Origin of the sequence: Thermodesulfomicrobium sp. WS (assembly GCF_027925145.1) — a bacterium.
In the GTDB taxonomy this organism is placed as follows: Bacteria; Desulfobacterota; Desulfovibrionia; order Desulfovibrionales; family Desulfomicrobiaceae; genus Thermodesulfomicrobium.
The window spans coordinates 446,789-470,689 of sequence record NZ_AP027130.1 but is presented as its reverse complement, the minus strand read 5'-3'; the positions used below and the strand labels follow the sequence as shown (position 1 = coordinate 470,689).

The window sequence follows — 23,901 nt, the reverse complement described above, 5'->3', positions numbered from 1 at the left end:
ACTACCGGAGGGGCGTCGCCCCTCCTTTTTTTGAGGCATACCATGCACATCGGACCGTACTCCTTCGACGAATTCAAGGCCATGGCCGCAGCCTTCCATGGCTATCCTGCACCCGGGTTACTCATCGGCGGCTACATGGTAGAACGGGCCAAGGCCGCTCTGCCCGAGGGCACCCTACTGGAGGCCATCGTGGAGACCAAAAAATGCCTCCCCGATGCCGTACAGCTGCTTACCCTGTGCAGCACCGGCAATGGCTGGATGAAGGTCATCAACCTCGGCCGCTATGCCGTCACCCTGTACGACAAGTACACCGGCGTCGGCAGCCGGGTCCACATCCACGTACCTGCCCTTGATGCCTGGCCGCACATCCGCGGCTGGTTTCTCAAACAGACGCCCAAGGCGCAGCAAGACACCGAGGCACTCTTTCGCGAGATCGAAGCCGCAGGAGACAGTATCCTCATGGAGCAGGCCGTGACTGTGTCCAATCGTTTTTTGGGACACCGCTCCATGTCCGCCATCGCCATTTGCCCGGTGTGCGCCGAGGCCTATCCGGCTAGCGACGGGGCGCTCTGCCGCGGCTGCCAGGGGGAAGCCCCGTATCTGGAGGCCGGGCCGGAAACCGTCCAGCTCCAGGCCGTGCCCCTGGCCGAGGCCGTGGGCAAACGGGTGCTCCACGACATGACCCAGATCATCCCTGGAAAGGTCAAAGGCCCGGCGTTTCGTGCCGGCCAAGAGATTACCGCCGGCGATATCTGTCGGCTGCAGCAGATGGGGCGGATGCATGTGTACGTGGAGGAGAGCGCCCCTGCCGGGGCGGTGCACGAAAACGAGGCGGTCCGCGCCTTTGCCGCCCGTATGGCCGGTCCTGGGGTCCGCGTCAGCGATTCGCCCAAGGAAGGCCGGCTGGATTTCTTCGCCAGCCACCCCGGGCTGCTCTGGGTGGACCGGCAACGGCTGGTGGCCTTCAACCTCGTGCCCCAGGTGATGTGCGCCACCCGCCAAAGCGGCAGCGTGGTGGAGGCAGGCCGCATCCTCGGCGGTACCCGGGCCATCCCCTTGTATCTCTCCCGCGACCTCTTCCAGCGCGCCTTGGCGGCCTTGGGGGAAGGGCCGCTGCTTGCCGTCCGTCCCCTGCGTCCGGCGCGCGTGGGCATCCTCGTCACCGGCACCGAGGTTTTCCAAGGCCTCATCGAGGACCGCTTTGCCCCCATCGTGCGCGGCAAGGTCGAAGCCCTGGGCTCGCACGTGGTGGCCGTGCGCTTTGCCCCGGACCAAAGGACGGCCATCGCCGCAGCCGTGGCCGAGCTTGTGGATGTTGGCGCAGATCTCATCATCACCACCGCCGGGCTGTCCGTGGACCCTGACGACGTCACCTTGCCGGGGCTGATGGATGCGGGGCTCGCCGACGTCCTGCACGGAGCACCACTGCTCCCCGGTGCCATGACCTTGATCGGCCGTGTGGGAGACGTTCAAGTCCTTGGGGTCCCTGCCTGCGCCCTGTTCTTCAAGACCACCAGCCTGGACGTGCTGCTCCCCCGGCTTCTGGCAGGCGTTCCCATCACCCGCCAGGATCTGGCGCAGATGGCCGAAGGCGGCATCTGCCTCGGGTGCGACATCTGCACCTACCCCAAGTGCCCCTTTGCCAAGTAGTCCCGGGCACGCCGACACCCGCCGCGCCAACTGCAGTCCAAAAACGGCAAACGCCCCCAAATGGGGGGCGCACCGCATTTTGTGGCTCCGATACTGCGCCGCTATGCCTGGCGCATCTGTGCCACCAGAGCTTGCAATTCCTGGGCCGCCCGCGCCAATTCGCTCACTGCCTCCGCGGCCTGGGCCATGGCCCGGGCCGTCTCCTCGGCCACCTGCTGCATCTCGGTGGTAGCACGATGGATCTCCTCGCTGGAGGCGCTCTGCTCTTCCGCCGCAGTGGCAATAGCACGGATCTGATCCGAGGTGTCCTGCGCCCGGGCCACGATGCGCTCCAAGACCCTGCGGGAGTCCTCCGCCCGGCTCATGGCCGCGGCCACGGCAGCGGCGGTCTCGTCCATGCGGCCCACGTTTTCCCGGGTCTTGGCCTGAATGGCGCTGATGGCCGCGCCCACTTCCTTGGTGGCGGCCATGGTCTTTTCCGCCAGCTTGCGGACCTCATCCGCCACCACGGCAAAACCGCGGCCCGCATCACCGGCACGGGCGGCTTCGATGGCGGCGTTCAGGGCAAGGAGATTGGTCTGATCCGCAATATCGGCAATGACGTCCACCACCCGGCCGATGCCCTCGGCTTGGGTGCCCAGTTCGGCAAGGCTGGCCTTCATGGCTTGGGCCAAGCCTTCTACGATGCCCACGGCCTTTTGCAGCAAGTCCACCCCTTCCTGCCCCGTGCCAGCGATGCTGCGCGCCTCGTCCGCCGAAGAGGCCGCCCGCGAGGCGTTTTGCGCCACTTCCAAGACAGATGCGTTCATCTGCTCCATGGCCGTGAACACCTGGCTTGCGCGGTCGCGCTGCACGTCGGCCCCACGGCTGGACTGTTCCACCTGGGCCGCCAGCTCCTCAGAGGCAGAACCCAAACGCTCCACGAGCACGCCAATATGCGCTGCGGCCTCCAGCATCCCTTCGCGACGGGCGGCCTCGGCCTTGGCCTGCGCCTCCTGGGCCAGACGCATGGCTTCTTCCGCCTGCCGGGCCTGCGCTTCGGCCCGAGCGGTCTGCTCCTGTGCAGCCTGCACCTGGGCGCGCAGCTGCTCCAGCATGCGGCGCAGGGCATCGGCCAAGATGCCGATCTCATCATTCCGCTGCACACCCAACTGCCGCTCCATCTCTCCTTGACTCACGGCCACGGCAAAGTTGGTGGTCTCGCCCAATGGGCGGGTGAGGGTACGGGCAAACCAGCCTCCCACACCGAGCATCACCGCAGCCACCGCCAACGTCATCAGGAGCATGGCCCGCTCCATTCCTGCCCGGGCCTGCATCACGGCATCCCGGGACTGGCCGATGAACCACATCCCCACGATCTTACCGTGAGGATCACGGATAGGCCAGTAGGCCGTCTCGTATTCTTTGCCGAGGATAGTATTGCGGGAAAGAAAAATCTCGCCGCGGGTGATGACGGTCTCAAGCACCTTAGGATTGTCCATCTTGGTGCCGATGGCGCGTTTGCCGTCGCGCACGATGGTGGTCATGACCCGGGTATCGTTTTGAAACACCGTGCATTCTAGGCCGGTCAGCATTTTGAAGCTATCCACAAAGGCCTCGGAAGAAAGGTCCATGCCCACGGTCACGCACCCCACGATGCGGCCATCAAGGCGCAAAGGGGCACCGGCGCGCAGCGAAAACGCCACCACGGTCCCCGTCTCCACACCGGCACTCACCTCGCCCTGAAGCGCCCGGGCCACATTGACCTGGCTCAGGACGCTGTCGCCGCGTTTATCCGAATGGGCGCGGGCCACCACCACCCCTTGGGCATTGGCCACGGTGATGACCTCCACCCCCATGCTCCGCATGGCCGGCACCACGATGGCGCGTACCGCCTCGGCATCGCCAGCAGCCACGGCAGCGGCCAAGTCTGGACGGCTCGCCAAGATCTCGGCCTCCTCCCGGTGCGTCTGCAGCATATCCTCAATGCGTTGATGGACACTGCGCTGGAACGAGGCAATGGACTGCGCCATGATCCCATCCAAGGCCTCGTTGGCCAGCCGGTCCGTGGCCACAAAAATACTGCCCCCGGTCACCACCACTGCCACCGCCATCATGACCATGATCTTGACAAATAAACGAATCCGCATCCGCGTCCTCCTGTATCTCTTCTGCTGCACCGCGTTTTTGCCCACGCGGCGCTCCTGTAGATAGGGTGGAAACATCGGTAGTCCAAAACGACGAGATCCGTCCATAGGTCCGATCGACCAGGGTTTCTGGCCACGCCAAAGCAAAGACGGCTACCGCCGGCTGGGAAACTCCAGCACAAAACATGCGCCCTGGGGCACGGCTTCCACCCAGAGACGGCCCCCCAAAGCGTGGGTGGCCAAGGCGTGGGCGATGGCAAGGCCAAGGCCCGAGTGCCGCGCCCCTGGAGTGGTGGAAAAAAATGGATCGAAAATCCGGGGCAGGATCTCTGCCGCAAGCCCGCGGCCCGAGTCGCAGCAGCGCAGCACCACCCGGCCGGAAGGAGCAAAATCCGCTGCAATCGTAATGGATTGCCCCGAAGGCAGTCCGCAAAGCCCGTGATCGAGGCTGTTGCGCACCAGTTGCAAAAGGATTTGCATGATGGCCCCCGGAGGCACCCGCACCCAGAGCGGGGCCGCGCAGCGCACCTCCAGATGGTGGCCAGCAGATTCCACCTGCGGGGCAAGGCTTAAGGCCATTTGTGCCAAATAGGCGCCAAGCTCCAAATCCACCGGATCTTCCCGCTGCTGGTCCGCCGCCAGCTTGCCCAGACTTTCTACCACGCTGGCGGCATGACGCAGGCTGGCGACCAAAGTCGCGCCCGCTTCGGACAAAAGGTTCAAGCCTCGGTCCAATTCGGAACGCGAAAGGCATCCCCGCCGCAAATCCGTCGCAAGGGTTCGACTGCGTTCCGCCATGAGGCTCGCCGCGGTGAGCCCAACGCCCAAGGGCGTGTTCACCGCATGAGCCACTCCAGCCACCAGATCCCCCACCGCAGCCATCTTGGCCGCAGCAATGGCCTCTTCCTGGGCGCAACGCAGCTGGCGAAGCGACGCCTCCAGCTCTGCCTGGTACTCCCGGTTTTGGCGGATCAAGCGCCGACGCTCCAGGGCGCGCTCCACGGCATGGAGCAGCATGCCCATGTCCACCACCGGCTTGACGAGATAGTCCCATGCCCCGGCACGCAGGGCAGCAATGACATCGGCGGCCTCCCCAGCTGCAGAGATCACCACCACTGCGGCATCAGGGTCATGGCGGACGATGCGCTCCACAAGGCCCAGGCCATGGAGACGCGGCATGCGCAGATCCACCAAACTCACGTCCGGCGCAACGGCCACAAAGCGCTCCCAACCGGCCTCGCCGTCCGGGGCTTCGTCAACTATAAAGCCCTGGTCTCCCAGGCTCATGGCAACAGCGGCCCGCAGCAAGGGCTCGTCGTCCACCACCAAGACCCGCGCGCTCACGGCCGCACTCCCAGACGCTCCAGGGCAGCGCGCAGCACCTCCAAGTCCGGCACAGGCTTGAGGAAGATCTGTTCTTCCGAAATCCCCAAAAATTCCTCCTCTTCCCCCAGCGCAAAATCCAGAGAACCGGTGTGCACCACAAAGCGGATCTGCGGGAAACGGGCCGCCAAAGCCCGCATGCAGACAACGCCATCTTGGCCGGGCAGACGGATGTCCATGATCACCGCATCCACGGCATCCAAGCCGTCCATGGCCAAGACCTCTTCCGCGGAGGCCGCAGTGAGCACCTGGAAGCCCAGGTCCTGAAAATAGCCCTGCAGGCTCTGCCGGATAGCGGACTCATCATCCACGATTAGGAGCGTTCCCATCAACCATCCCCCCTCTGTCCAAACGCGCCCGGCCCACGTCTCCCGACGCCCCATACGATGTCCTGAGGGCGTCATCCTCCCCACACCGTGATGGGCACGATCACCACCAAAGCCGGGAGCAGGCTCGCCAAGCGCACACGCACCACGCCCAAAAGCGAAAGCCCGATGCCCGCGATGAGCACCCCGCCGGTTCCGGTAATCTGCGCCATGAGCAGGGGGGAGACCAAATCCTGCACCGCGCTTGCCGCAAGCGCGATGCCGCCCTGATAGAGGAGCACCGGCAGCGCCGAAAAGGCGACCCCCAGACCGTAGGTGGAGGCCAGGGCAATGGACGAAAAGCCATCGAGCAGGCTTTTGGTCGCCAAAACCGTCCCGTCACCCCGCAGCCCCTCATCCAAAGAACCCACGATGGCCATGGCGCCCACGCAAAAAAGCAGCGACGCACTCACCAGACCGTCCGTAAATTGGGCATTGGAAGAGCGGACCAGGCGTTTGACCACGTTCCCCAGGGATTCCAAACATTCTTCCAACCGCAAGAGTTCACCGGCGATGCCGCCCACCAGGACACTCAGCGCCACAAAGAGCCCGTTTTGCGCCTGCAGGGCCATTTGGATGCCGATGATGAGCACACACAGCCCAAGACCCTGAAACACAACAGTACGAATGCGCTCCGGCAATTTACCATGGAGCAGCAAACCAACAAGGGAGCCGAGAACAATGGCCCCGGCATTGAGCGCCACACCACTTGGAAAATGCATCAGGATCCCCCGCCCGTATTCTCCTGGGCGAACCGTTCCAATTGTTTCCTATACGCCACCACACCGTGAACCAGTGATTGGGCCATGATCCGCAAATAGGCATCACTTGCCAGACGCCGGGCATCCTCGGCATGGGTGATATATCCTAACTCCACTAAAATCGCCGGCATGCGCACCCCGGTGAGGACGTAGAAGAACGCACCGCGCGCCCCATGGTCCTGGAGACCGAACTCCTTTCCTGCCAGGTTCATCACGTGTTGCTGCACCACCCTGGCCAATGTCTTGGACTCATCAATCTTGGAATGCAGCAAGAGATCCGAGAGAATGAGCTGCATGTCGCTGATCTTTTTTTCGGATATGCCATTTTCCCGGGCAGCCACCCGGATGGCCTGTTTGTCCGTGGCCAAATCGAGATAATAGAGTTCAAACCCCTGAATGGAAGGGTCTGTATGGGCGTTGCAATGGATGGAAAGAAAGAGGTCGCCCTTGGCGGCATTGGCGAGCTGGGTGCGTTTGTCCAAGGAGAGATACGCGTCCTTGGTGCGGGTATAGACCACCCGGAACCCTTGGGCTTCCAGGAGCGGGCCGAGGATCCGGGCCATGCGCAAGTTGATGTCCTTCTCCCGCAGGCCGTACGCCATGGCCCCGGGGTCGTTGCCGCCGTGACCGGCGTCGATCACCACCGTGCGCACCGTGAGCCCCAACTGTTCCACTAGGGTTCCGGCCTGCTTTTTCTGCTTTTCGGTGATGGGGCGAGGGGCAGGGCTGGATGGCGCAAGAGGCGCGACGTCGCGCTCAGGCCCCTGGAGCGAAGGTTGCGGAGCAGACTTGGACGCACGGGAAGGGGAAGATTGGGCCACCGGCGGCTCCCCGCCCAAGCGGGCAAGCTCACGCCGCGCCTGGGGCACCACGTCGCCTTGGGGAAACTGCACGATCAGGCGTTCCAAGACGCTGCGGGCTGCGCCTACATCTCCGATCTTGGCCAAAAGCAGGGCCTGATTCAGGGTGGCGTCATCGGCCAGGCGATGGGTCGGGGCCCGAGAGGCCACCTGGCCATAGGCGTCGGCCGCCCGGCGGGCGTCCATGGGCAGATGCGAACGCCGGGCGATCTCCTCCCAAGCCCGGGCCGCATACCACAAGGCCTTGACCCGCTCGTCCGCTGACGGCGCGCGCTCGGCCAAACGCTGGAAACGCTCCGAGAGGGCGATCCACACATCCCGACGATTGGCGCGCGCCTCGTCCTGAGAGAGCGCCTGAAAGGCGCCCACAGCGTCCGGATACGAATCCGCAGCCCAGACCGGGCAGGATGCGGCCAGACTCAGCGCCAACACCAAAATCCATCGCAAGGGCATCACTCCACCGTCACGCTTTTGGCGAGGTTGCGCGGTTGGTCTACGTCACAGCCAAGATACACGGCCACTTCGTAGGCAAAAAGCTGCAGGGCCGGCAAGACCATAAACGCCCCCAGCGGCGCAGGCACCTCGGGCACGGTCCACGTGTCCGCAGCCGGGATTTCCACCCCAGGATTGGTGATGGCGAGGATGCGGCCGCCCCGGGCCGCCACTTCCTGGAGGTTGGAGCGCATCTTGGGCAAGAGCTCGTCGCGCAGACACACCGCCACGGTAGGGAACTCGGGATCCACCAAGGCGATGGGGCCATGCTTCATCTCGCCGGCGGCGTAGCCTTCGGCATGGATGTACGAAATCTCCTTGAGCTTGAGGGCCCCTTCCAACGCCAAGGGATACATCGGGCCGCGCCCCAAATAAAAACAGCCCCGAGCCGCAGCATAGACCCGTGCCCGTTTTTGAGCCTCATGACGCAATCCCGGTAAGGAGGCCTCCACGATCTCCGGCAGAGCCAAAAGGCCATGGAGGATGGTCTCCCGCTGCGAGACGGTAAGGCGCTCCTCCCCCCAATGGAGGGCCAGAAGGAGGAGCACCAGCATCTGCGAGGTCATGGCCTTGGTGGAGGCCACGCTGATCTCCGGGCCGGCCTGAGTGTAGAGAACGCGCTGCGCCTCCCGGGCGATGGATGACCCCACCACGTTGCAGATGCCGAGCACCGTGGCGCCAGCCTGCCGAGCCATGCGCAGGGCGGCCAGGGTATCGGCGGTCTCGCCTGACTGGCTGATGACCAGCACCGTATCCGAAGGTCGCACGACAAAGCCGCCGTAGCGAAACTCCGAGGCCACTTCCACCTGGGTGGGGATGCCAGCCATGGACTCCAAAAGATACCGCCCCCACAACCCGGCATGCCAGGAGGTGCCGCAGGCCACCACCACCAGCCGCTCAGGCCGGGCGAGCCCTTCCAACTCCGGCAGCACCACACGGCTGCCCCGCAGCCGACCGGCCACGGCGTCGCGCACCACCCGCGGCTGCTCCAGGATCTCCTTGAGCATGAAGTGTTTGAATCCGCCTTTTTGCGCGGCCTGCACGTCCCAGGAGATACGCGCCACGGTCTTGTCCCGAGGCGCCAAGGTGCGGGCGTCGAACACCGTCCACGCATCCGGACGCATCTCCACCACGTCGCCGTCGTCCAAAAAGACCACGTCCCGGGTAAAGGGCAAGAAGGCCGGGATGTCCGAGGCCACGAAATGCTCGCCCACGCCCACACCCAGCACCAAGGGGCTGGCCTGGCGTCCGGCCCACACCACCCCAGGGCTCTCACGGTCGATGAAGGCAAAGGCGTAGGCCCCTTCCACCCGGCTGAGTGCCGCGGCAATGCCCTGGCGCACGTCGCCAGAGGCCGTGACCTCCCGGGCCAGAAGCTGCACCAGCACCTCGGTGTCCGTATCCGAGACGAAGGACACTCCTTGGGCCTGCAGCTCCGCCTTGAGTTCGGCGTAATTTTCGATGATGCCGTTATGCACCAGGGCAAACCGGCCCGAAGCGTCCTGATGGGGATGGGCATTGCGCACCACGGGCAGACCATGGGTAGCCCAGCGCGTATGTCCAATGCCAAAGAGGGCGAGCGAACACTCCTGGCCTTGCAAGCAGGCGTCCAGGGCGGCGAGCTTGCCTTCGGCGCGCAGCACCCGCAGGCAGCGTCCTTCCACAAAGGCCAGCCCCGCGGAGTCGTAGCCCCGGTACTCCAGCCGCCGCAGTCCATCCATGATCACCGGTACTGCTGGCCGGTGTCCGGTATATCCAATAATGCCGCACATGGGTTTTATCCTTGGGTTTCGCGCAGGAGCCGTTCCACCGCGGCCCATTGCCGCGCCAAGTCCTGCAGGGCGGCGCCGCGGTGGCTGCGCTGGTTTTTGAGGGAGAGGGGGAGCTCGGCGGCGCTTTGCGCAAGCTCCGGGTCCCAAAAAATCGGATCGTATCCAAAGCCGCCGTTTCCTTGCGGGGCGCAAAGCACCCGGCCGTGCCACGTCCCCCGGGCAATGACCTCGCGGCCCTGGGGATCGGCCACCACCAACACGCACTCGAAGCGGCAGCCCCGCGCTTCCTCAGGCACGCCCGCCATGGCGGTAAGGAGCTTGGCCACGTTGTCGGCGTCCGTAGCCTTTTCCCCGGCGTAGCGCGCCGAATGGATGCCCGGTGCGCCGCCCAAGGCGTCCACGCACAGGCCCGAGTCATCGGCTAAGGCGACCTTGCCTGTAGCCTTGGCCACGGTGTGGGCCTTGATGCGGGCATTGGCCAAAAAGGAGTCTCCAGTTTCCGGAATATCCGCCGCAAAGCCGACATCTTTCAGTCCCAAAACCACGAGCCCCGGCAGGTAGGATTGCAAAAACACCGCCATCTCCCGCACCTTGCCGGGGTTTCCTGTGGCCAAGATGAGTTCCATTATTCGTCCTCGCTCATGTGATAGAGGGAAAATGCCCACGTGCCGAGGTCCGCGTGCAGGACCTTACCCGCGAGCTCCAATCGGGAAGTCGTGAGATACTGCACCACCTCTGCGGCTTGGAGGCTCGCCGCCATGGCGACCGCCGGGGCGAGGCTCCCCAGCTGCCCTTCCGCATCCACGGCAGACGCATCGCCCCATACCAGCGAGATTCCCGGCTTGCCCGGCAGTTCGGAACCCACCAGCACGGTCCAGCCAGCAACCGCCGCCGCCACCACCGGCACCGAAGCCGCGGCGCAGGCGGCGTGCACCACCGGGCGGGGGTCCACGCCGCCCAGACAGTCGAGCACCACATCCACACCACCAAGAAGCTCTGCAGCATTGCCGACGTCCACGAACACCGCCCGGGCGTCCACGACGCACCACGGGGCGATACGCGCCAGACGCTCCTGGGCCACCTGGGCCTTGGGCCGCCCCAGGGTCGCCGGCTCGGCCAGAAGCTGGCGGTTCATATTGGTCTCTTCAAAGGTGTCGCCGTCGATGATCCGCAAAAAACCCACGCCTATGCGCGCCAAAAGCTCGATGGCGTAGCCGCCAAGCCCGCCGGCCCCCACCACCGCCACCCGGGCCCGGGCCAGGCGCGTCTGCGCCGCCCCATCGATGCTGTGGGCCGAGCGCACCCATGGGGCTGGAGTGACCCCACAGGCCAAGGCATCCAGAGGCCCTGCGCCCACCGCCGCGAGGTCCGCCATGGAGATCGTTGGCACCCCCCGTCGAGGATCGCGGCACGCCCGGTCGAGAATGGATGGCCTGTCCACGTCTAACCCCCGCCCACGGCCGGGAAGAGTCGCACTTCGTCACCGTCGGAAAGCTCCGCCTCCACGGCGGCGTGACGATTGTTGCGGAACACGAGTTTGACCTCGCTCACGGGGATTTCCAAGGCGGCCAAAAGATCGAGCACGCGGGCGCCTTCGGGAAGCTCCATAAACCCCGCAGGCGGGGCGAAACGTGCAAGGGTGGCGAAGCATTTGATCGCGACGCGCATGATCTACTCCATCTCGATACGTACCGGCAGCCCCGGCACATAGCCTTTGAGTTCCGAAAGCAGGCCCTGCACCGTAGCCCGCACCAGGCGCTCCACAAAGGGCCCCAAAGCGAGATCGCGGTCGCCGCAACGCACCCGCACGGCAGAGCTCTGCGCCACGCAATCCTGCGGCTGCGCTTGCCCTACCACGATGGCCTGAGCAAGCTCGGCACAGGATGCCTTGCCGCAGCCGCCACAATCAAGCCCGGCCAAGACAAAGCCGCGCTCCAGCACCCAGTCGGCCACCACAGCCACATCCTGGGTAGCGGCAAGCCCTGCCACGGGCGCAGGACCAAAGACCCCAAGCTCCCGTCCGGTCACCAAAGCAGCCGGGTCTTCACCTTGCCCCGGGGCGACCAAGATGCGCGGCAGCCACCCCCACTCCTTGCCGCCCTCTACGAGCAGCACCTGGGCACCCAGCAATGGCATGAGATCGTGGGGGGAACGCGCGGTCCCCCACCAGGCGGCGCTCTGCCCCGGACTCACCCCCGCCACCGCGCGACATACCTCGGCAAGCCGGGCGGTATCCGTCCCCGAGACATCGAGTCCGTGGTGCGAATGTTTCACCGCGCCCACCCGCAGACCACGGCGGGAAAGTTCTTGGGCCAGGGCCACGGCCAACGTGGTCTTGCCCGACTTTTTCCATCCCACCAAGGCAACGGCACGCATGGCATCCTCCTTTTTGACAATGGCGGCGTCGTGCACTAGCAAAGGTCGCTTTCCGCAACGCTCATCGTTTGGGAACGAACGTCCGAGTTGTCTCTTTTTCAAGGTGTGGCCCCGATATGTCAAGAATCCAAAAGATCAAAGGTTTTTCCGACCTCTTTCCACCCGAAAGCACGGTCTTTACCCATATGGAAGCCGTGGCCCGTGAGGTCTTCGGCGCCTACGGGTGCAAGGAAGTCCGCGTGCCCATCCTTGAGCGCACCGAGCTCTTTGCCCGCTCCATCGGCGAAGAAACCGACGTAGTGCAAAAGGAGATGTATACCTTTGCCGACCGCAAAGGCCGCTCCCTCACCCTACGCCCGGAAGCCACGGCCGGGGTACTCCGGGCCTTCATCGAAGCCGGAGGCGCCGAGGGCGTGACCAAGCTCTTCACCTGCGGCCCGATGTTCCGTTACGAGCGCCCGCAAAAAGGCCGCATGCGCCAATTCCATCAATTGGACGTGGAAGTCTTGGGCGCCAGCGCCCCCCAGGCCGACGCGGAAGTCATCCTCATGCTCTGGACCTTTCTCGAGCACCTGGGCATTCCATCCTTGGCCCTGGAGCTCAATTCCCTGGGCTGCCCCCAGTGTCGGCCGACCTTTCATCAGGCGCTGCGGGACTTCCTTGGTACTCTCGACGACGCCGCCCTGTGCGAAGATTGCCAGCGCCGCACCACCACCAACCCGCTGCGCGTGCTCGACTGCAAGGTCCCCGGCTGCCGGGAGGCCACCGCCGCGGCCCCGCGCATCGCCGACTACCTCTGCCCGGAATGCGCGGCCCATTTCGCGCGCGTGCGCGCCATCCTCGACGCCGTAGCCACGCCCTACGCCATCAACCACCGCCTCGTGCGCGGCCTGGACTACTATCAGCGCACCACCTTCGAGGTCCTCTCCGGAGACATCGGCGCCCAAAGCGCTGTGGCCGGCGGCGGCCGCTACGACGGCCTGGTGGCAGCCCTCGGAGGGCCGGCGGTGCCGGGCATCGGCTTTGCCTGCGGCATGGAGCGGCTCGCCCTGCTGCTCCCCCCCCTTGCGGACCGGGCCATGGATTTTTATCTGGCGGTCTTGGAGGAAACCGCCCTGGATACGGCCCTGATCTTGGGACAAACCCTGCGTCGCCACGGATTTCGCGGCGAAACCGCCTTCGAGGCCAAAAGCCCCAAGGCCCATCTGCGCCAGGCCAACAAGCTGGGGGTGAAGACCTGCCTGCTCTTAGGTAGCGATGAAATGGCCCGCGGGGTCATCGTGGTGAAGGATATGGCCACCGGCGTCCAGACCACGGTGGCCCAAGACGATCTCGCCCAGGCGCTCGGCCTTCGGGCCGCCTGACATCATATTCAAGGATTTCCCAATGGAGACAACGACTTCTTCGTGTGCTGTGGATCAGTTGGACGGCTGGCGCCGCACCCATCATTGCGCCGCCCTCACCGCCGCCGATACGGGCCAAACGGTCTGCCTCATGGGATGGGTCCAGTACCGCCGCGACCATGGCGGTCTCATCTTCATCGACCTGCGTGACCGCAACGGGCTGACCCAGGTCGTCTTTTCCCCGGAGCTCGCCCCCGAGGCCCACGCCCGCGCCCACAGCCTGCGCACCGAATACGTGCTCGCCGTGCGCGGCGAAGTGCGCCTGCGGCCTCAGGACATGATCAATTCCAATCTGCTGACAGGCGCAATCGAGGTCTACGTGCACGAGCTCAAGATCCTCGCCACCTCCAAGACCCCGCCGTTTCCCATCGAAGACCGGGTGGACGTCTCCGAGTCTTTGCGCCTCAAGTACCGCTATCTGGATCTGCGCCGGCCCACCATGACCCGCACCATGCTCCTACGCCACCGCCTCTGCCAAGCGGCGCGGCGCTATCTCGGCGGCCTGGACTTCGTGGAAGTGGAAACCCCCATGCTCACCAAGTCCACCCCGGAGGGCGCGCGGGACTTTTTGGTGCCCAGCCGCCTGTCTCCGGGCGAGTTCTACGCCCTGCCCCAGTCGCCGCAGCTCTTCAAGCAGCTGCTCATGTGCGGCGGCCTGGACCGCTACTACCAGATCGTCAAATGTTTCCGGGATGAAGACCTACGCGCCGACCGCCAGCCGGAGTTCACCCAGATCGACATCGAGATGTCCTTCGTGGACGAAGACCAAGTGATGGAGATGGCCGAAGGCCTGGTGGCGACCATAGTGCGCGAGGCCCTGGGCGTGGACATCCCGCTCCCCATTGCCCGCCTCACCTACGCCGAGGCCATGGCCCGCTTCGGTTCGGACAAGCCGGATCTACGCTTCGGCCTGGAGCTCACGGACGTCACCCACCTGGTGCGCGGCTCGTCCTTCAAGCTCTTTGCCGATGCCCCCATGATCAAAGCCCTGGCCGTGCCCGGTGGCGGCGAACTCTCCCGCAAAGAGATCGACGACTTCACCGAACTGGCCAAGACCTACGGCGCGGCAGGACTGGCCTGGATCAAGATCCGCGAAGACGGCTGGCAATCGCCCATCGCCAAGTTCCTCTCCGAGACCGAGCGCGCAGGCCTCACCGAAGCCTTGGCCCTCAAACCGGGAGACATCGTCTTCTTCCAGGCCGCCTCGCCAGCGGTGGTGTACGCCGCCTTGGGGGCGCTGCGCCTGCGCCTGGGCGAGCGCTTCGGCCTCATCGACGAATCCCGCCTGGCCTTCACCTGGGTCACGGATTTTCCGCTCCTGGAATGGGATGCCGACGAGAAACGCTGGGTGGCCATGCACCACCCCTTCACCGCGCCCAAAAACCCCGAAGCCCTGGCGCAGGACCCGGCCGCGGCCACGGCCCGGGCCTACGACCTGGTGCTCAACGGCAATGAAATCGGCGGCGGCTCCATCCGCATCCACGACGCGGCAACACAGGAGCGCATGCTCGCGGCCCTGGGCATCACCCCCGAAGAGGCCCGCGCCAAATTCGGCTTCCTCCTGGACGCCCTGCATTTCGGCGCCCCGCCCCACGGCGGCATTGCCTTTGGCCTGGACCGTTTGGTGATGCTCCTGGCCGGGGTGCGCAGCATCCGCGACGTCATCGCCTTCCCCAAGACGCAAAAAGGCCAGTGCCTCATGACCGAGGCCCCGTCGGCGGTGGAGGCGCGACAGTTGCGGGAACTCGGCATCCGCCTGCGGGAAACCGCCAAGGAGGCCTGATATGGCCCGCGCCATCCGCACCTATCCGGACCCGGTGCTCGCCCAAAAGGCCACGCCCATCGCCGAGGTTACGGAGGAGATCCGTCAGCTCGCCCGCGAGATGCTCGAGCTCATGTACCACAACGACGGCATCGGCCTCGCCGCCCCCCAGGTGGGCGAGGGCGTGCGGCTGGTGACCATGGACCTCTCCGGTCCCAAGGAGCGCACGGCCCCGAGGGTCTTCGTCAACCCCGTACTCTCGGGGCACGCGGGGGAGGTGGACTCCGAGGAAGGCTGCCTCTCGGTGATCGGCTACCGCACCACCGTGCCCCGGGCCGAGCGCGTGCACCTCTCGGCCACGGACTTGGACGGCAATCCCATCGAGGAAGACGCGGACGGACTGTTTGCCATTTGCCTGCAGCACGAAATCGACCATCTGGACGGGATCCTCTTCATCGACCGCATCAGCCGTCTCAAGCGAACCCTCTACGAAAAACGGCTCCAAAAATGGCTCAAGCAGAAAGAGCGCACCTCCTCCGAATAGCCTTCTTCGGCACCCCGCCGTTCGCGGCCACGGTGTTCCGGCACCTTGTGGCCTTTGACGGGGCCACGGTGGTGGCGGCCATCACCCAGCCGGACCGCCCGTGCGGCCGCGGCCACCGCTGCCAGCCGCCAGCGGTGAAGGTCCTGGCGATGGAGCACGCCATCCCCGTCCTCCAGCCCGAAACCCTCAAGACCCGGGAGGCGCAGCAGGCCCTCAAGGACCTGCAGGCAGATCTCTTCGTGGTGGTGGCCTACGGGCTCATCCTGCCGCAGGCGGTGCTGGACATCCCGCCCCTTGGCGCCATCAACGTCCACGCATCGCTCCTTCCCGCCTACCGCGGGGCCGCTCCCATCCAGCGGGCCATCCAGGACGGCTGTCCGGTGACGGGGATCACCATCATGCAGATGGATGCCGGCATGGACACCGGCGACATCCTCTTGCAGCGCTCCCTGGCCATCGGCATCGACGACACCGCCGCCACCCTCCACGACGAGCTGGCGGACATGGGCGGCCGACTGCTGGTGGAGGCACTGACGCGCCTCACCCAAGGCCGCCTCATGCGCCTACCCCAAGACCATGCGCGGGCGAGCTACGCCCCCAAGCTGCGCAAGGAAGAAGGACTCCTCTCCTGGGACCGTCCCGCCACCGTGGTGCACAACCACGTGCGCGCCTTTCATCCCTGGCCCGGCACCTGGTTTTTCTGGGAGCACGAAGGCCGCCGCCTGCGCCTCAATATCCATCCCGGCCGCATCGGCGCAACCCTGCCGCCAGGGACCGCCCCGGGGACCATGCTCGGCGTGGATGACGATGCCCTCGCCATCGCCTGCGCCGACCGCGCCTACTTGATTTCCCGCCTGACCCCGGAAGGGGGCAAACCCATGACCGGCCGCGCCTTTGCCTGCGGGTATTTGCGGCTGTGTCTCTAAGGGGCGTGGCATGCCCCAGACTCCGACCACCTTCCCCGCACCTCCCCGGGCCCGCAAACGCCTGTTCATCGGGCTCATCACCGGCTCTTCAGTATTGGTGTGCCTCGTTTTGGTGGGACTCTGGGTCGTGCCGGTGGTGGGGCTTGGCGCCATCCACCCCTTGGCCCCCTGGCTTTTGGGTGCGCTGGTGCTCAGCGCCATCCTGGCCCTCAGTTGGGCGAGCCTCGCCTTGGTGCTCAACATCCTCCTCGGCCGGCCGGTGCTCGGCGGCAAACGCCTGCGCGGGGTGACGGTGCGGGTGTTCTTGCCCCTCATGACCATGCTGGGCCGGGTCCTGGGCATCCCGCCCCAGGATGTCCAGTCCTCGTTTATCCGGGTGAACAACGAACTCGTGAGCGCGGAAGGCCTCCGCGTGCCCGCCGAACGCATCTTGGTGCTCGTCCCCCATTGCCTGCAACAAAGCCGCTGCCCCCAACGCCTGACCTACGACGTGGACCATTGCCGACGCTGCGGCCTGTGCGACATCGGCGAGCTCTTGAAGCTCCGCGACGCCTTGGGGCTGCGCCTGGCCGTGGCCACAGGAGGCACCATCGCCCGGCGCATCGTGGTGGAAAACCGGCCGCAACTCATCATCGCCGTGGCCTGCGAGCGGGACCTCGCCCACGGCATCCAGGACACCTTTCCCATCCCGGTCTTCGGCATCCTCAACCAGCGCCCCCACGGCCCCTGCCGGGACACGCGGGTGGTGTTGGAGGAAGTCCGCGCCGCGGTGGAGCGTTTCGTGGCAGGAAAGTCCGCATGACCCCTGCCCGCCGCGCCGCCCTCGCCGCCCTGCGCCAAACCCTGGACCGCGGCCAGGACATCCAGGCCGCCGTGGACCATCTCCTGCGCGACCTTGCCCCAAGCGAGCGGCCCCTGGCCACGGAGCTCGCCTACGGCACGGTGCGGCTCCTTGGCCGCATCCAGGCCCTGCTGCGGCTGCTGCTTCCCCGCTTCCACCGCCTCTCGCTGCTCACGCGCCGCCTGCTGGAACTTGCGGCCTACGAACTCCTTTTCCTACGCGTCCCTGCCCACGCCACGCGCTCCTGGGCCACGCAGGGGGCCAAGAAGCTCCTGGGGGCAAAGCTCGCAGCACTGGTGCACGCCAGCTTGCGGCGCCTGGAGGCCCACGCGGACCTTGCCCACGACGAAACCGCCTTCCTTGCCAGCGCCGGCAGCATCTGGGAGTGGTTTTCCTTGCCGGCGTGGATCTGGGCGCTGTGGGAGCAGGAGCGCGGCTTGGACGCGGCCCGGGAACTCGCCGCCATGAGCCTCACGCCTGCACCTGTGGGCGTGCGCCTGCGCGGCCAGGTCCCCCCGGACATTGCCGAGCGCCTGCGCCCCGTGGCCCGCTTTGGCGGCCAAAAAGGCATGGCCCTCGAGACCTGGCCGCAGTGCTTGGAGGCCGCCGAGGCGCAGGGCCTTGCGGTGCGCATGAGCCTCGCCAGCCAAGAAGCCGTCCTTGGTCTTGAACCCCTGTCTTGGCCGCAGCCCGTGTGGGATGCCTGCGCCGGCCGCGGCGGCAAGGCGCTTCTCGTGCACGATTTGGGCAAACAGGTGCTGGCCTCTGACCCCAATGCCTTCCGGCTGCGTGGGCTTCGCAACGACTGCCGGCGCCTTGGGGTAGACCTTCCCATCCTGCAGGCCGACGCCCGCAAACCGCCCCTGCGCATCCCCCCAGGCACCATCCTGGTGGATGCCCCCTGCAGCGGCCTTGGGGTCCTTGCCCGGCGGCCGGATATCCGCTGGAAGCGAACACCTGACGACGTCACCGTCCTCGCCCGCCTCCAGGCCGAGATCCTCGATGCCGCCGGACGCACCCTTCCGCCGGGCGGCATGCTCGCCTACCTTACCTGCACCGTCAGTCGGCAGGAAAACGAAGGACAGTTGGACCGACTCCGCGCCCAGCACCCGCAGCTGCGACTGCGGCACTGCTTCATGACCCCGCCAGAGTGGGGCGAAGTCTTCTTCGCGGCCCTACTCGAACGTTCCTGAGGAGTCCTGCGTATGCGCCACTACACCCTGGCCCACCAGCATAGCCACCTGGGCGTGGCCTTTTTCACGCCCAAGCTTACGCCTCCTGTGGACCTCCCCACCATCCTGGAGATGGTACAGACCACGCCCACGGACGCCTTCCTGCGCGCCGAAGCACGGCGTCTGCTCGCGCAGGCGGGGGAAGAGAGCGTGCGCGCCCTCGCCGACCATGCCGACCCCACCCTGGCGGCCCTGGCGCTGGAGACCGTGCTCCTGCATCCGGATGTGGAGCACCTCACCGACCTCCTCGAGCACCCGCGCCTTCCCGAGCTTGCCGCAGCCACCCCCCTCGTGTTCCTGCGCTCCCGCACCCTGGCCGACGCCCAAATCCACCGCGCCTGGAGTCTCGCCTTGGGGGCGGCGGTGTTCGAGGCCGCCTCCTTGCCCGACGGGCTGCCGCCCCTTCCCACCACCCCCAAGCCCCTGCGACCCACCGATGCCCACACGGTACGGGCCGGACTTTCCCTGCCGCCAGCCGCCTCCAGGCCGCCCCTGGCGCACGTGCTCTCCCGCGCCATGGAGGTCCTCTACGGCCTCGGCGTCCTCGCCGGCCCGGAGATGCGCCACGGGGCCTCGCTGGCGCCCTGGGGGCTGACCCGCTGTTGGCGTCTGGACCGCACCGTGGAACACGGGCGCCTCGCCTATCGCCTCTCCGGGACCATGACGAGCTATGGCCGTGGTCTGCACCTGGAGGCGGCCCGAGTGTCCTTGGCCATGGAGATCGTGGAACGGGTCTCGTCCTTTGCCGACATCCGCGGCGGCCGCATCACGGGGCGTATCCACGGCGGCGAAATTCGTACCGCCCGGGCGTGCGAACTGGGCGACCGTGCCGTGGATCCCAACCAGCTCTGTTTGGAGGCCCCGGCGCCCGACGCCCCCATGGCCTGGATGACCGCCACCACAGCCTACGGCGCGCCCATCTGGGTGCCGGTGCAATGCGTGTATCTCTTTGCCAATCTCGACGAGCCCAAACTCTTCGGCGCGTTGGGGTCCACCGGCCTGGCATCGGGATCCAGCGTGGACGAGGCCTGTCTCGCCGGACTCCTGGAAGTGCTCGAGCGCGACGCCGAGACCGTCTCCCCTTGGGATGCCTCCCGCGCCTTCCGTCCCCAAAGCCGCGACCCCGAAATCCAAAGGCTCTTGGACGCCTACGCCGCCCAAGGCATTGCCCTGGTGCTCGAAGACATCACCACCGAGTTCGGCGTCCCCTGCATGCGCGCTTGGGTCCCCCTGCCCCACGGTGGTTTCGTCAAGGCCACGGCCGCGAACCTTTGCGCCAAGGCTGCGGCCCTGGCGGCCATCACCGAGGTCCCTTTTCCCTTCCCCCAAGGTCCGGCCTCGGGGCAGTGGCCGGAGGAGTTCCCGGAGCGCGTGCTCGAGGAGCTCCCGGATCTGTCCACCGGCTCTGCCGCCGGCGACCGCATGCTCGTGGAGGCCCTGCTGGCGGACCAAGGCCTGTGCCCCATCTACGCCGACCTCACCCAACAGAGCGTGGGCATCCCCGTGGTGCGGACCATCATCCCCGGCCTGGAGACCGCCACAGACCTGGACGAATTCTCCCGCATCAGCCCTCGCCTGGCGGCTGCGGCCGTACGGCGCATGCAGCACTAGCGTCCTGGTCCGCCACCAGCAGCACCCCGCCTCGGCATACCGAGGGGCATATCCAGCGCCTCCTGCCAGGAGACCGCCTTGTGGGCTGCACCACGAAAAGCCACATCCGCCCAGCAAGGGCGCTTCGTGGGCAGGCGGGAGGAACAATTTCCGCCAAATACAAGGCCCTCGGAACCAAAGGGGCGGCTTCGTTCGTGCCGCCTATGCCACCTCCCAGCCCACGATCTGGCGTTTGGCCGTGCTGAATTCCACCCCCACTTCCACGACCCGCGCTCCTGCCGCCTTACCCCGGTAGGCCGCGGCGTAGCCCTTTTCCTGGATCTGGCGTAGGGCCTCGCCCGTGGGGGTGTCGCCGTCGATGACCTTGAACTCGAAGATCCACACCACTGCCCCGGCGATGACCACCAGGTCCAACCGCCCCGGGGTGCAGACGCGCTCCGGGATGGTCATCACCCCAAGGCCCGCCAGGTGGCTATAGAACACGCTGGCAAAATAACCTTCGTACCGGGCCATGGGGTTTTTGCGGTACCAGTCCGCGGGAATGCCGGCAAAGAGGCTGCGCATGTGCTCGCCCAGGCCGTGGGCGTCGCCCTCCTTGAGCATGGTGGTGAGGGCAAAGCTCGGGGCGTGCGGAAGCTCGGGCACCAAGCCCCGCACCAGGGCGCGGTTGAGGGCCATGCGCACCTCGCGGTTGGGAAGACCCAGCTCGTACTCCACCCCGTCTTCGCTGCGGTGCACGCGGGTGATGGTGACGTAGCCCGTCTGCCAAAGCAGGGCCTCAGGGGCGATGGCCTCCACGTCAAAGGCCGAAAGCAGGGCGTCGTCGGCGTACAGGCGCTCGAGACGCGGGGTGAAGAACTGATGGCGCGTGAGCCACTCCACGAGAAACGTGGGGGTGGCGGTCTCGAACCACCAGGCGCGAAATTCCCGTTGGCGCAGGAGCAGCAGCACATCGAACGGGTTGTAGACACTCTCTTCGCTTCCCCAGCGGTAGCCGTTGTACCAGGCGCGCACGGCATCCCGGGAAAGGGGCTGGCCGTCTTGGGCGGCTGCGGCGAACTCCGGGGCAAAGACCGTGTCCAGGTCCGCTTCCGTATAGCCGCAGATGGTGGCCACCGAGGCATCCAAGGTGAGATCATAGAGGTTGTTGAGCCCGGAAAAGAGACTCACCTTGCTGAACTTGGAGACCCCGGTGAGAAACACGAAGCGCAGGTCCGCATCCCGGCCCTTGAGCACCGAGTAGAGATTGCGCAGGCCCTCGCGCATGGCCCGCGCCGTGTCCGGATCGGTGAGATTGTCGAGAATGGGTTTGTCGTACTCGTCGATGAGCACCACGGTGCGCTCGCCCAAACGCTCGGCTGCGCCAGTGATGAGCTCGCCGAAGCTCCCCGGGATGTCCTCCGGGTCGCAAAGCGTCATGCCGAATCGCTGCGCATGTTCGTGCAGTTGGCGGCGGATGCTGCGATCAAGCTCTTCGCGGCGCTCAAGCCGCCCCTCGGCAAAGGAGAGCCGGATCACCGGATGGCGCTTCTCCCAATTCCAGTGATTTTCCAGATAGAGGCCGGAAAAAAGCGCGCGGTTGCCGGCAAAGGCTTCGGCCAAGGTGTCGAGGAACAGGGATTTGCCGAAGCGCCGCGGCCGGGAGAGGAAGTAGTAGCCGCCGTCCTCGGCCAGACGCGCCACGAACGGCGTTTTGTCCACGTAATAGCAGTTTTCCTGGCGGATCTTGGCAAAGGTCTGGATGCCGATGGGTAGTTTCTTGCGCTCCATGGAAACCTCCATGCCGGAAAGGGAGACGTTTGTTGTGTACCCACGGGGGCATGGGAAGTCAAAACACCTCCGCCTTTGTGACCGGGGAGAGGCTGCAAGCCTTGCTTGGCACAGAGAATTCGGGTATCGTTCCTCGCGTTTCCGGACAGATCCACCTCTTTCCCCGGCGGCAGACCATGGCAGACAAACCCCTCTCCTTGACGCAGGAAATCGCTCGTATTGACGAAAAACTCCTGACCCTCCTCGCCCAACGCACCCGGCTTTTGGCCAAGGCCGCCCAAAGCCGCCGCGCCAAAGGAGTCGGGATCACCGATGCCCAGCAAGAAAAGACCCTCTGGAATACCTGGCGGCTGGCCAGCGCCAAAGACAATCTCGACCCGCAGCTCGCCCGCCGTCTTTTCCACCTGACCAATACCTTGGCCTACGCCCGGGCGGAAAAAGACGGCGGCACGGACTCCCTCTGCCTGTATCCCCGCCGCAAGCCGGTACGCATCGACCTGGACGCCCCGCGCGACCAGATTCTGGCGAGCATCCTCATGATCCTTGCCGCGGTCAACGCCGAACCCGTCACCGTTGCGCCCTTCCAAGGCACGGACCTCTCCTTGGAGCTCATGAACGCCCTGCGGCAATTTGGACTCAACCTCACCGCAGAGGCAGAGTCCTACTCCAGCACACCGGTGCCTTCGTGGAGCGCGGACAACACCATCATCTATGCAGGCCAAGGGAAGTTCCACCTGTACCTGCTGCTCTGCCTCAGCCTTGGCCGGATCACCAAGGTCAAGTTCACCGGCTCCACCCGCCTCAAGGTGCACGACCTGCGCCCCATCCAGGACTTTCTCCCCACGCTCGGAGCGCGGCTCACCACCATCGAACCCCACAGCACCGGGCTGCCCGCCCGCCTGGAAGCCAGCGGCCAACTTCCCGACAGCGTCACCATCCCCCCGGGCTTTTCCAAGAAGTTCATCCTGGCCCTGGCGGTGGCGGCCACCACGTATCCCAAGGGCCTCGTCATCCATATAGAGCCGGGGTACAAAACCAGCCCGCTGCTGCGCAAAGGCATTGGATTCCTCCAGGAGCTGATCCCTGAGATCCAATTCCACGACGCCACCATCGTGGTTCCGCCCGGACCAGTACGCCTGGGACTCCGCCACGCAGACGTCCCCATGGACCCGCTCCTTTCGCTCCATGTGTTGGCCTTTCCCTTTTTCCATGGCGGCACCGCACGACTTCGCGGCACCTGGCCGCCGCATCACCCGCACCTGCAGAGCGCCCTGGACATCCTTGAGGAACTCGGCCTGCGCCTGGAAGCCACAGAAGGCCATATCACCGCCACCATGACCGAACCGCCCGTGGCGCTTGATGCCGATCTCTCGTCCTGCCCGGAATATTTTCCGCTCATCCTCGCCCTTACCTTGGGCCTCAAGGGTCCAAGCACCCTGCGCCTACCCCAGGAAGAACTGCTCGACACCGGCGCCGAACTCCTCACGGCCCTGGGGGTGGATTTTGAGCGAACGGAGAGTTCACTGCACCTCAACCTACCAGTGCATGGCCGCGCCCCGGAAGGGACCTGGCAAAGCCCGGACCCCTTCTGGACCCTGGCGGCGGCCCTGGCCTCCTTCACCCGCCCGGGATTTTGCCTCTCCGGCGCGGACAACGTCTCGTCCGTATGGCCCTGGTTCTGGAAGATCTACATGAACCTTCCCGAACCCCAACTCTTTCTTTCCCAACCACAGGAACCGGCCACCGTTCATGAACAACCTCAACGCAAACGCATCCGCATCCAATCCTGACACCACCATCGTCCAATTGGAACGAGAAATCGCTGCCTTCGAACACGAGCAAACCCAATTGCTCTCCCGTATCCGCGAGCTCCGCGACGCCGAGGCCGCAGATCCCACGCTCTCCCACGCGGCGGAGATCTTTACCCTCCAGCAGGAAAAACTCCGCCTGGATACGGAGATCCTCTTTCGGCGCAACAAAATCCGTCTGCTGCACAGCCAATGGGCCTAAGGCCCGTTTTTTTCCAT

The 23,901-nt window shown here is 65.7% G+C and carries 21 protein-coding genes; 10 read left to right on the top strand and 11 right to left on the bottom strand.

Annotated elements, in window-relative coordinates:
• Positions 1 to 42: 42 nt before the first annotated feature.
• Positions 43 to 1,650, top strand: a complete 1,608-nt coding sequence (locus QMF81_RS02325; RefSeq protein ID WP_281751655.1) for an FmdE family protein — start codon at positions 43 to 45, stop codon at positions 1,648 to 1,650.
• A gap of 101 nt (positions 1,651 to 1,751) precedes the next feature.
• Here QMF81_RS02325 and QMF81_RS02320 read toward each other — a convergent pair whose 3' ends face one another.
• From QMF81_RS02320 to QMF81_RS02275, 10 genes are all read right to left on the bottom strand, one after another.
• Positions 1,752 to 3,779, bottom strand: a complete 2,028-nt coding sequence (locus QMF81_RS02320) for a methyl-accepting chemotaxis protein (protein WP_281751653.1) — start codon at positions 3,777 to 3,779, stop codon at positions 1,752 to 1,754.
• A gap of 150 nt (positions 3,780 to 3,929) precedes the next feature.
• Positions 3,930 to 5,120, bottom strand: a complete 1,191-nt coding sequence (locus QMF81_RS02315) for a hybrid sensor histidine kinase/response regulator (RefSeq protein WP_281751651.1) — start codon at positions 5,118 to 5,120, stop codon at positions 3,930 to 3,932.
• On the bottom strand, positions 5,117 to 5,488 hold the full coding sequence (locus QMF81_RS02310; protein ID WP_281751650.1) for a response regulator: 372 nt from the start codon (positions 5,486 to 5,488) through the stop codon (positions 5,117 to 5,119). Before QMF81_RS02310 ends, QMF81_RS02315 begins: the two co-directional genes overlap by 4 nt.
• A gap of 71 nt (positions 5,489 to 5,559) precedes the next feature.
• Positions 5,560 to 6,246, bottom strand: a complete 687-nt coding sequence (locus QMF81_RS02305) for a DUF554 domain-containing protein (protein ID WP_281751648.1) — start codon at positions 6,244 to 6,246, stop codon at positions 5,560 to 5,562.
• A complete protein-coding gene (locus QMF81_RS02300; RefSeq protein WP_281751645.1) occupies positions 6,246 to 7,592 on the bottom strand; it encodes an N-acetylmuramoyl-L-alanine amidase in 1,347 nt (448 codons plus the stop codon). The genes QMF81_RS02305 and QMF81_RS02300 overlap by 1 nt, the downstream gene beginning before the upstream one ends.
• 5 nt (positions 7,593 to 7,597) lie before the next feature.
• Positions 7,598 to 9,409, bottom strand: coding sequence for a glutamine--fructose-6-phosphate transaminase (isomerizing) (glmS, locus tag QMF81_RS02295; protein ID WP_281751643.1), 1,812 nt, complete (start codon positions 9,407 to 9,409; stop codon positions 7,598 to 7,600).
• A gap of 5 nt (positions 9,410 to 9,414) precedes the next feature.
• Positions 9,415 to 10,035, bottom strand: a complete 621-nt coding sequence (gene rdgB, locus QMF81_RS02290; RefSeq protein WP_281751641.1) for an RdgB/HAM1 family non-canonical purine NTP pyrophosphatase — start codon at positions 10,033 to 10,035, stop codon at positions 9,415 to 9,417.
• On the bottom strand, positions 10,035 to 10,784 hold the full coding sequence (locus QMF81_RS02285; protein ID WP_281751639.1) for a ThiF family adenylyltransferase: 750 nt from the start codon (positions 10,782 to 10,784) through the stop codon (positions 10,035 to 10,037). Before QMF81_RS02285 ends, rdgB begins: the two co-directional genes overlap by 1 nt.
• Before the next feature lie 68 nt (positions 10,785 to 10,852).
• Complete coding sequence (locus QMF81_RS02280; protein WP_281751636.1) at positions 10,853 to 11,077, bottom strand: MoaD/ThiS family protein; 225 nt, start codon at positions 11,075 to 11,077, stop codon at positions 10,853 to 10,855.
• A gap of 3 nt (positions 11,078 to 11,080) precedes the next feature.
• Positions 11,081 to 11,785, bottom strand: a complete 705-nt coding sequence (locus QMF81_RS02275) for a molybdopterin-guanine dinucleotide biosynthesis protein MobB (RefSeq protein ID WP_281751634.1) — start codon at positions 11,783 to 11,785, stop codon at positions 11,081 to 11,083.
• 116 nt (positions 11,786 to 11,901) lie between these two features.
• On the opposite strand from QMF81_RS02275, the gene hisS reads away from it, so the two are divergent.
• Genes hisS through QMF81_RS02240 form a run of 7 tightly spaced genes read left to right on the top strand, consistent with a single transcriptional unit; the run spans position 11,902 to position 20,104 of the window.
• Positions 11,902 to 13,149 (top strand): histidine--tRNA ligase, encoded by a 1,248-nt coding sequence (hisS, locus tag QMF81_RS02270; protein ID WP_281751632.1) that lies wholly within the window; start codon positions 11,902 to 11,904, stop codon positions 13,147 to 13,149.
• A 22-nt stretch (positions 13,150 to 13,171) separates the two neighbouring features.
• Positions 13,172 to 14,971: an aspartate--tRNA ligase gene (aspS, locus tag QMF81_RS02265; protein WP_281751631.1), complete on the top strand. Its 1,800-nt coding sequence runs from the start codon at positions 13,172 to 13,174 to the stop codon at positions 14,969 to 14,971.
• A gap of 1 nt (position 14,972) precedes the next feature.
• Positions 14,973 to 15,494 carry a peptide deformylase gene (gene def, locus QMF81_RS02260; protein WP_281751629.1) on the top strand — a complete coding sequence of 174 codons (522 nt, stop codon included), beginning with the start codon at positions 14,973 to 14,975 and terminating at the stop codon, positions 15,492 to 15,494.
• Positions 15,458 to 16,420, top strand: coding sequence for a methionyl-tRNA formyltransferase (gene fmt, locus QMF81_RS02255; RefSeq protein WP_281751627.1), 963 nt, complete (start codon positions 15,458 to 15,460; stop codon positions 16,418 to 16,420). Before def ends, fmt begins: the two co-directional genes overlap by 37 nt.
• Before the next feature lie 10 nt (positions 16,421 to 16,430).
• Positions 16,431 to 17,222: a DUF116 domain-containing protein gene (locus tag QMF81_RS02250; protein ID WP_281751625.1), complete on the top strand. Its 792-nt coding sequence runs from the start codon at positions 16,431 to 16,433 to the stop codon at positions 17,220 to 17,222.
• Positions 17,219 to 18,454, top strand: a complete 1,236-nt coding sequence (locus QMF81_RS02245; protein WP_281751623.1) for an RsmB/NOP family class I SAM-dependent RNA methyltransferase — start codon at positions 17,219 to 17,221, stop codon at positions 18,452 to 18,454. The genes QMF81_RS02250 and QMF81_RS02245 overlap by 4 nt, the downstream gene beginning before the upstream one ends.
• Before the next feature lie 12 nt (positions 18,455 to 18,466).
• Positions 18,467 to 20,104, top strand: a complete 1,638-nt coding sequence (locus QMF81_RS02240) for a YcaO-like family protein (RefSeq protein WP_281751621.1) — start codon at positions 18,467 to 18,469, stop codon at positions 20,102 to 20,104.
• 201 nt (positions 20,105 to 20,305) lie between these two features.
• On the opposite strand, the gene QMF81_RS02235 is transcribed toward QMF81_RS02240, so the two are convergent.
• Positions 20,306 to 21,874 carry an ATP-binding protein gene (locus tag QMF81_RS02235; protein WP_281751619.1) on the bottom strand — a complete coding sequence of 523 codons (1,569 nt, stop codon included), beginning with the start codon at positions 21,872 to 21,874 and terminating at the stop codon, positions 20,306 to 20,308.
• A gap of 176 nt (positions 21,875 to 22,050) precedes the next feature.
• Between QMF81_RS02235 and QMF81_RS02230 the strand changes: the two genes are divergently transcribed.
• Both QMF81_RS02230 and QMF81_RS02225 read left to right on the top strand, forming a co-directional pair.
• Positions 22,051 to 23,664 (top strand): chorismate mutase, encoded by a 1,614-nt coding sequence (locus tag QMF81_RS02230; RefSeq protein WP_281751618.1) that lies wholly within the window; start codon positions 22,051 to 22,053, stop codon positions 23,662 to 23,664.
• Positions 23,624 to 23,884 carry a hypothetical protein gene (locus QMF81_RS02225; protein ID WP_281751616.1) on the top strand — a complete coding sequence of 87 codons (261 nt, stop codon included), beginning with the start codon at positions 23,624 to 23,626 and terminating at the stop codon, positions 23,882 to 23,884. Before QMF81_RS02230 ends, QMF81_RS02225 begins: the two co-directional genes overlap by 41 nt.
• Positions 23,885 to 23,901 lie beyond the last annotated feature (17 nt).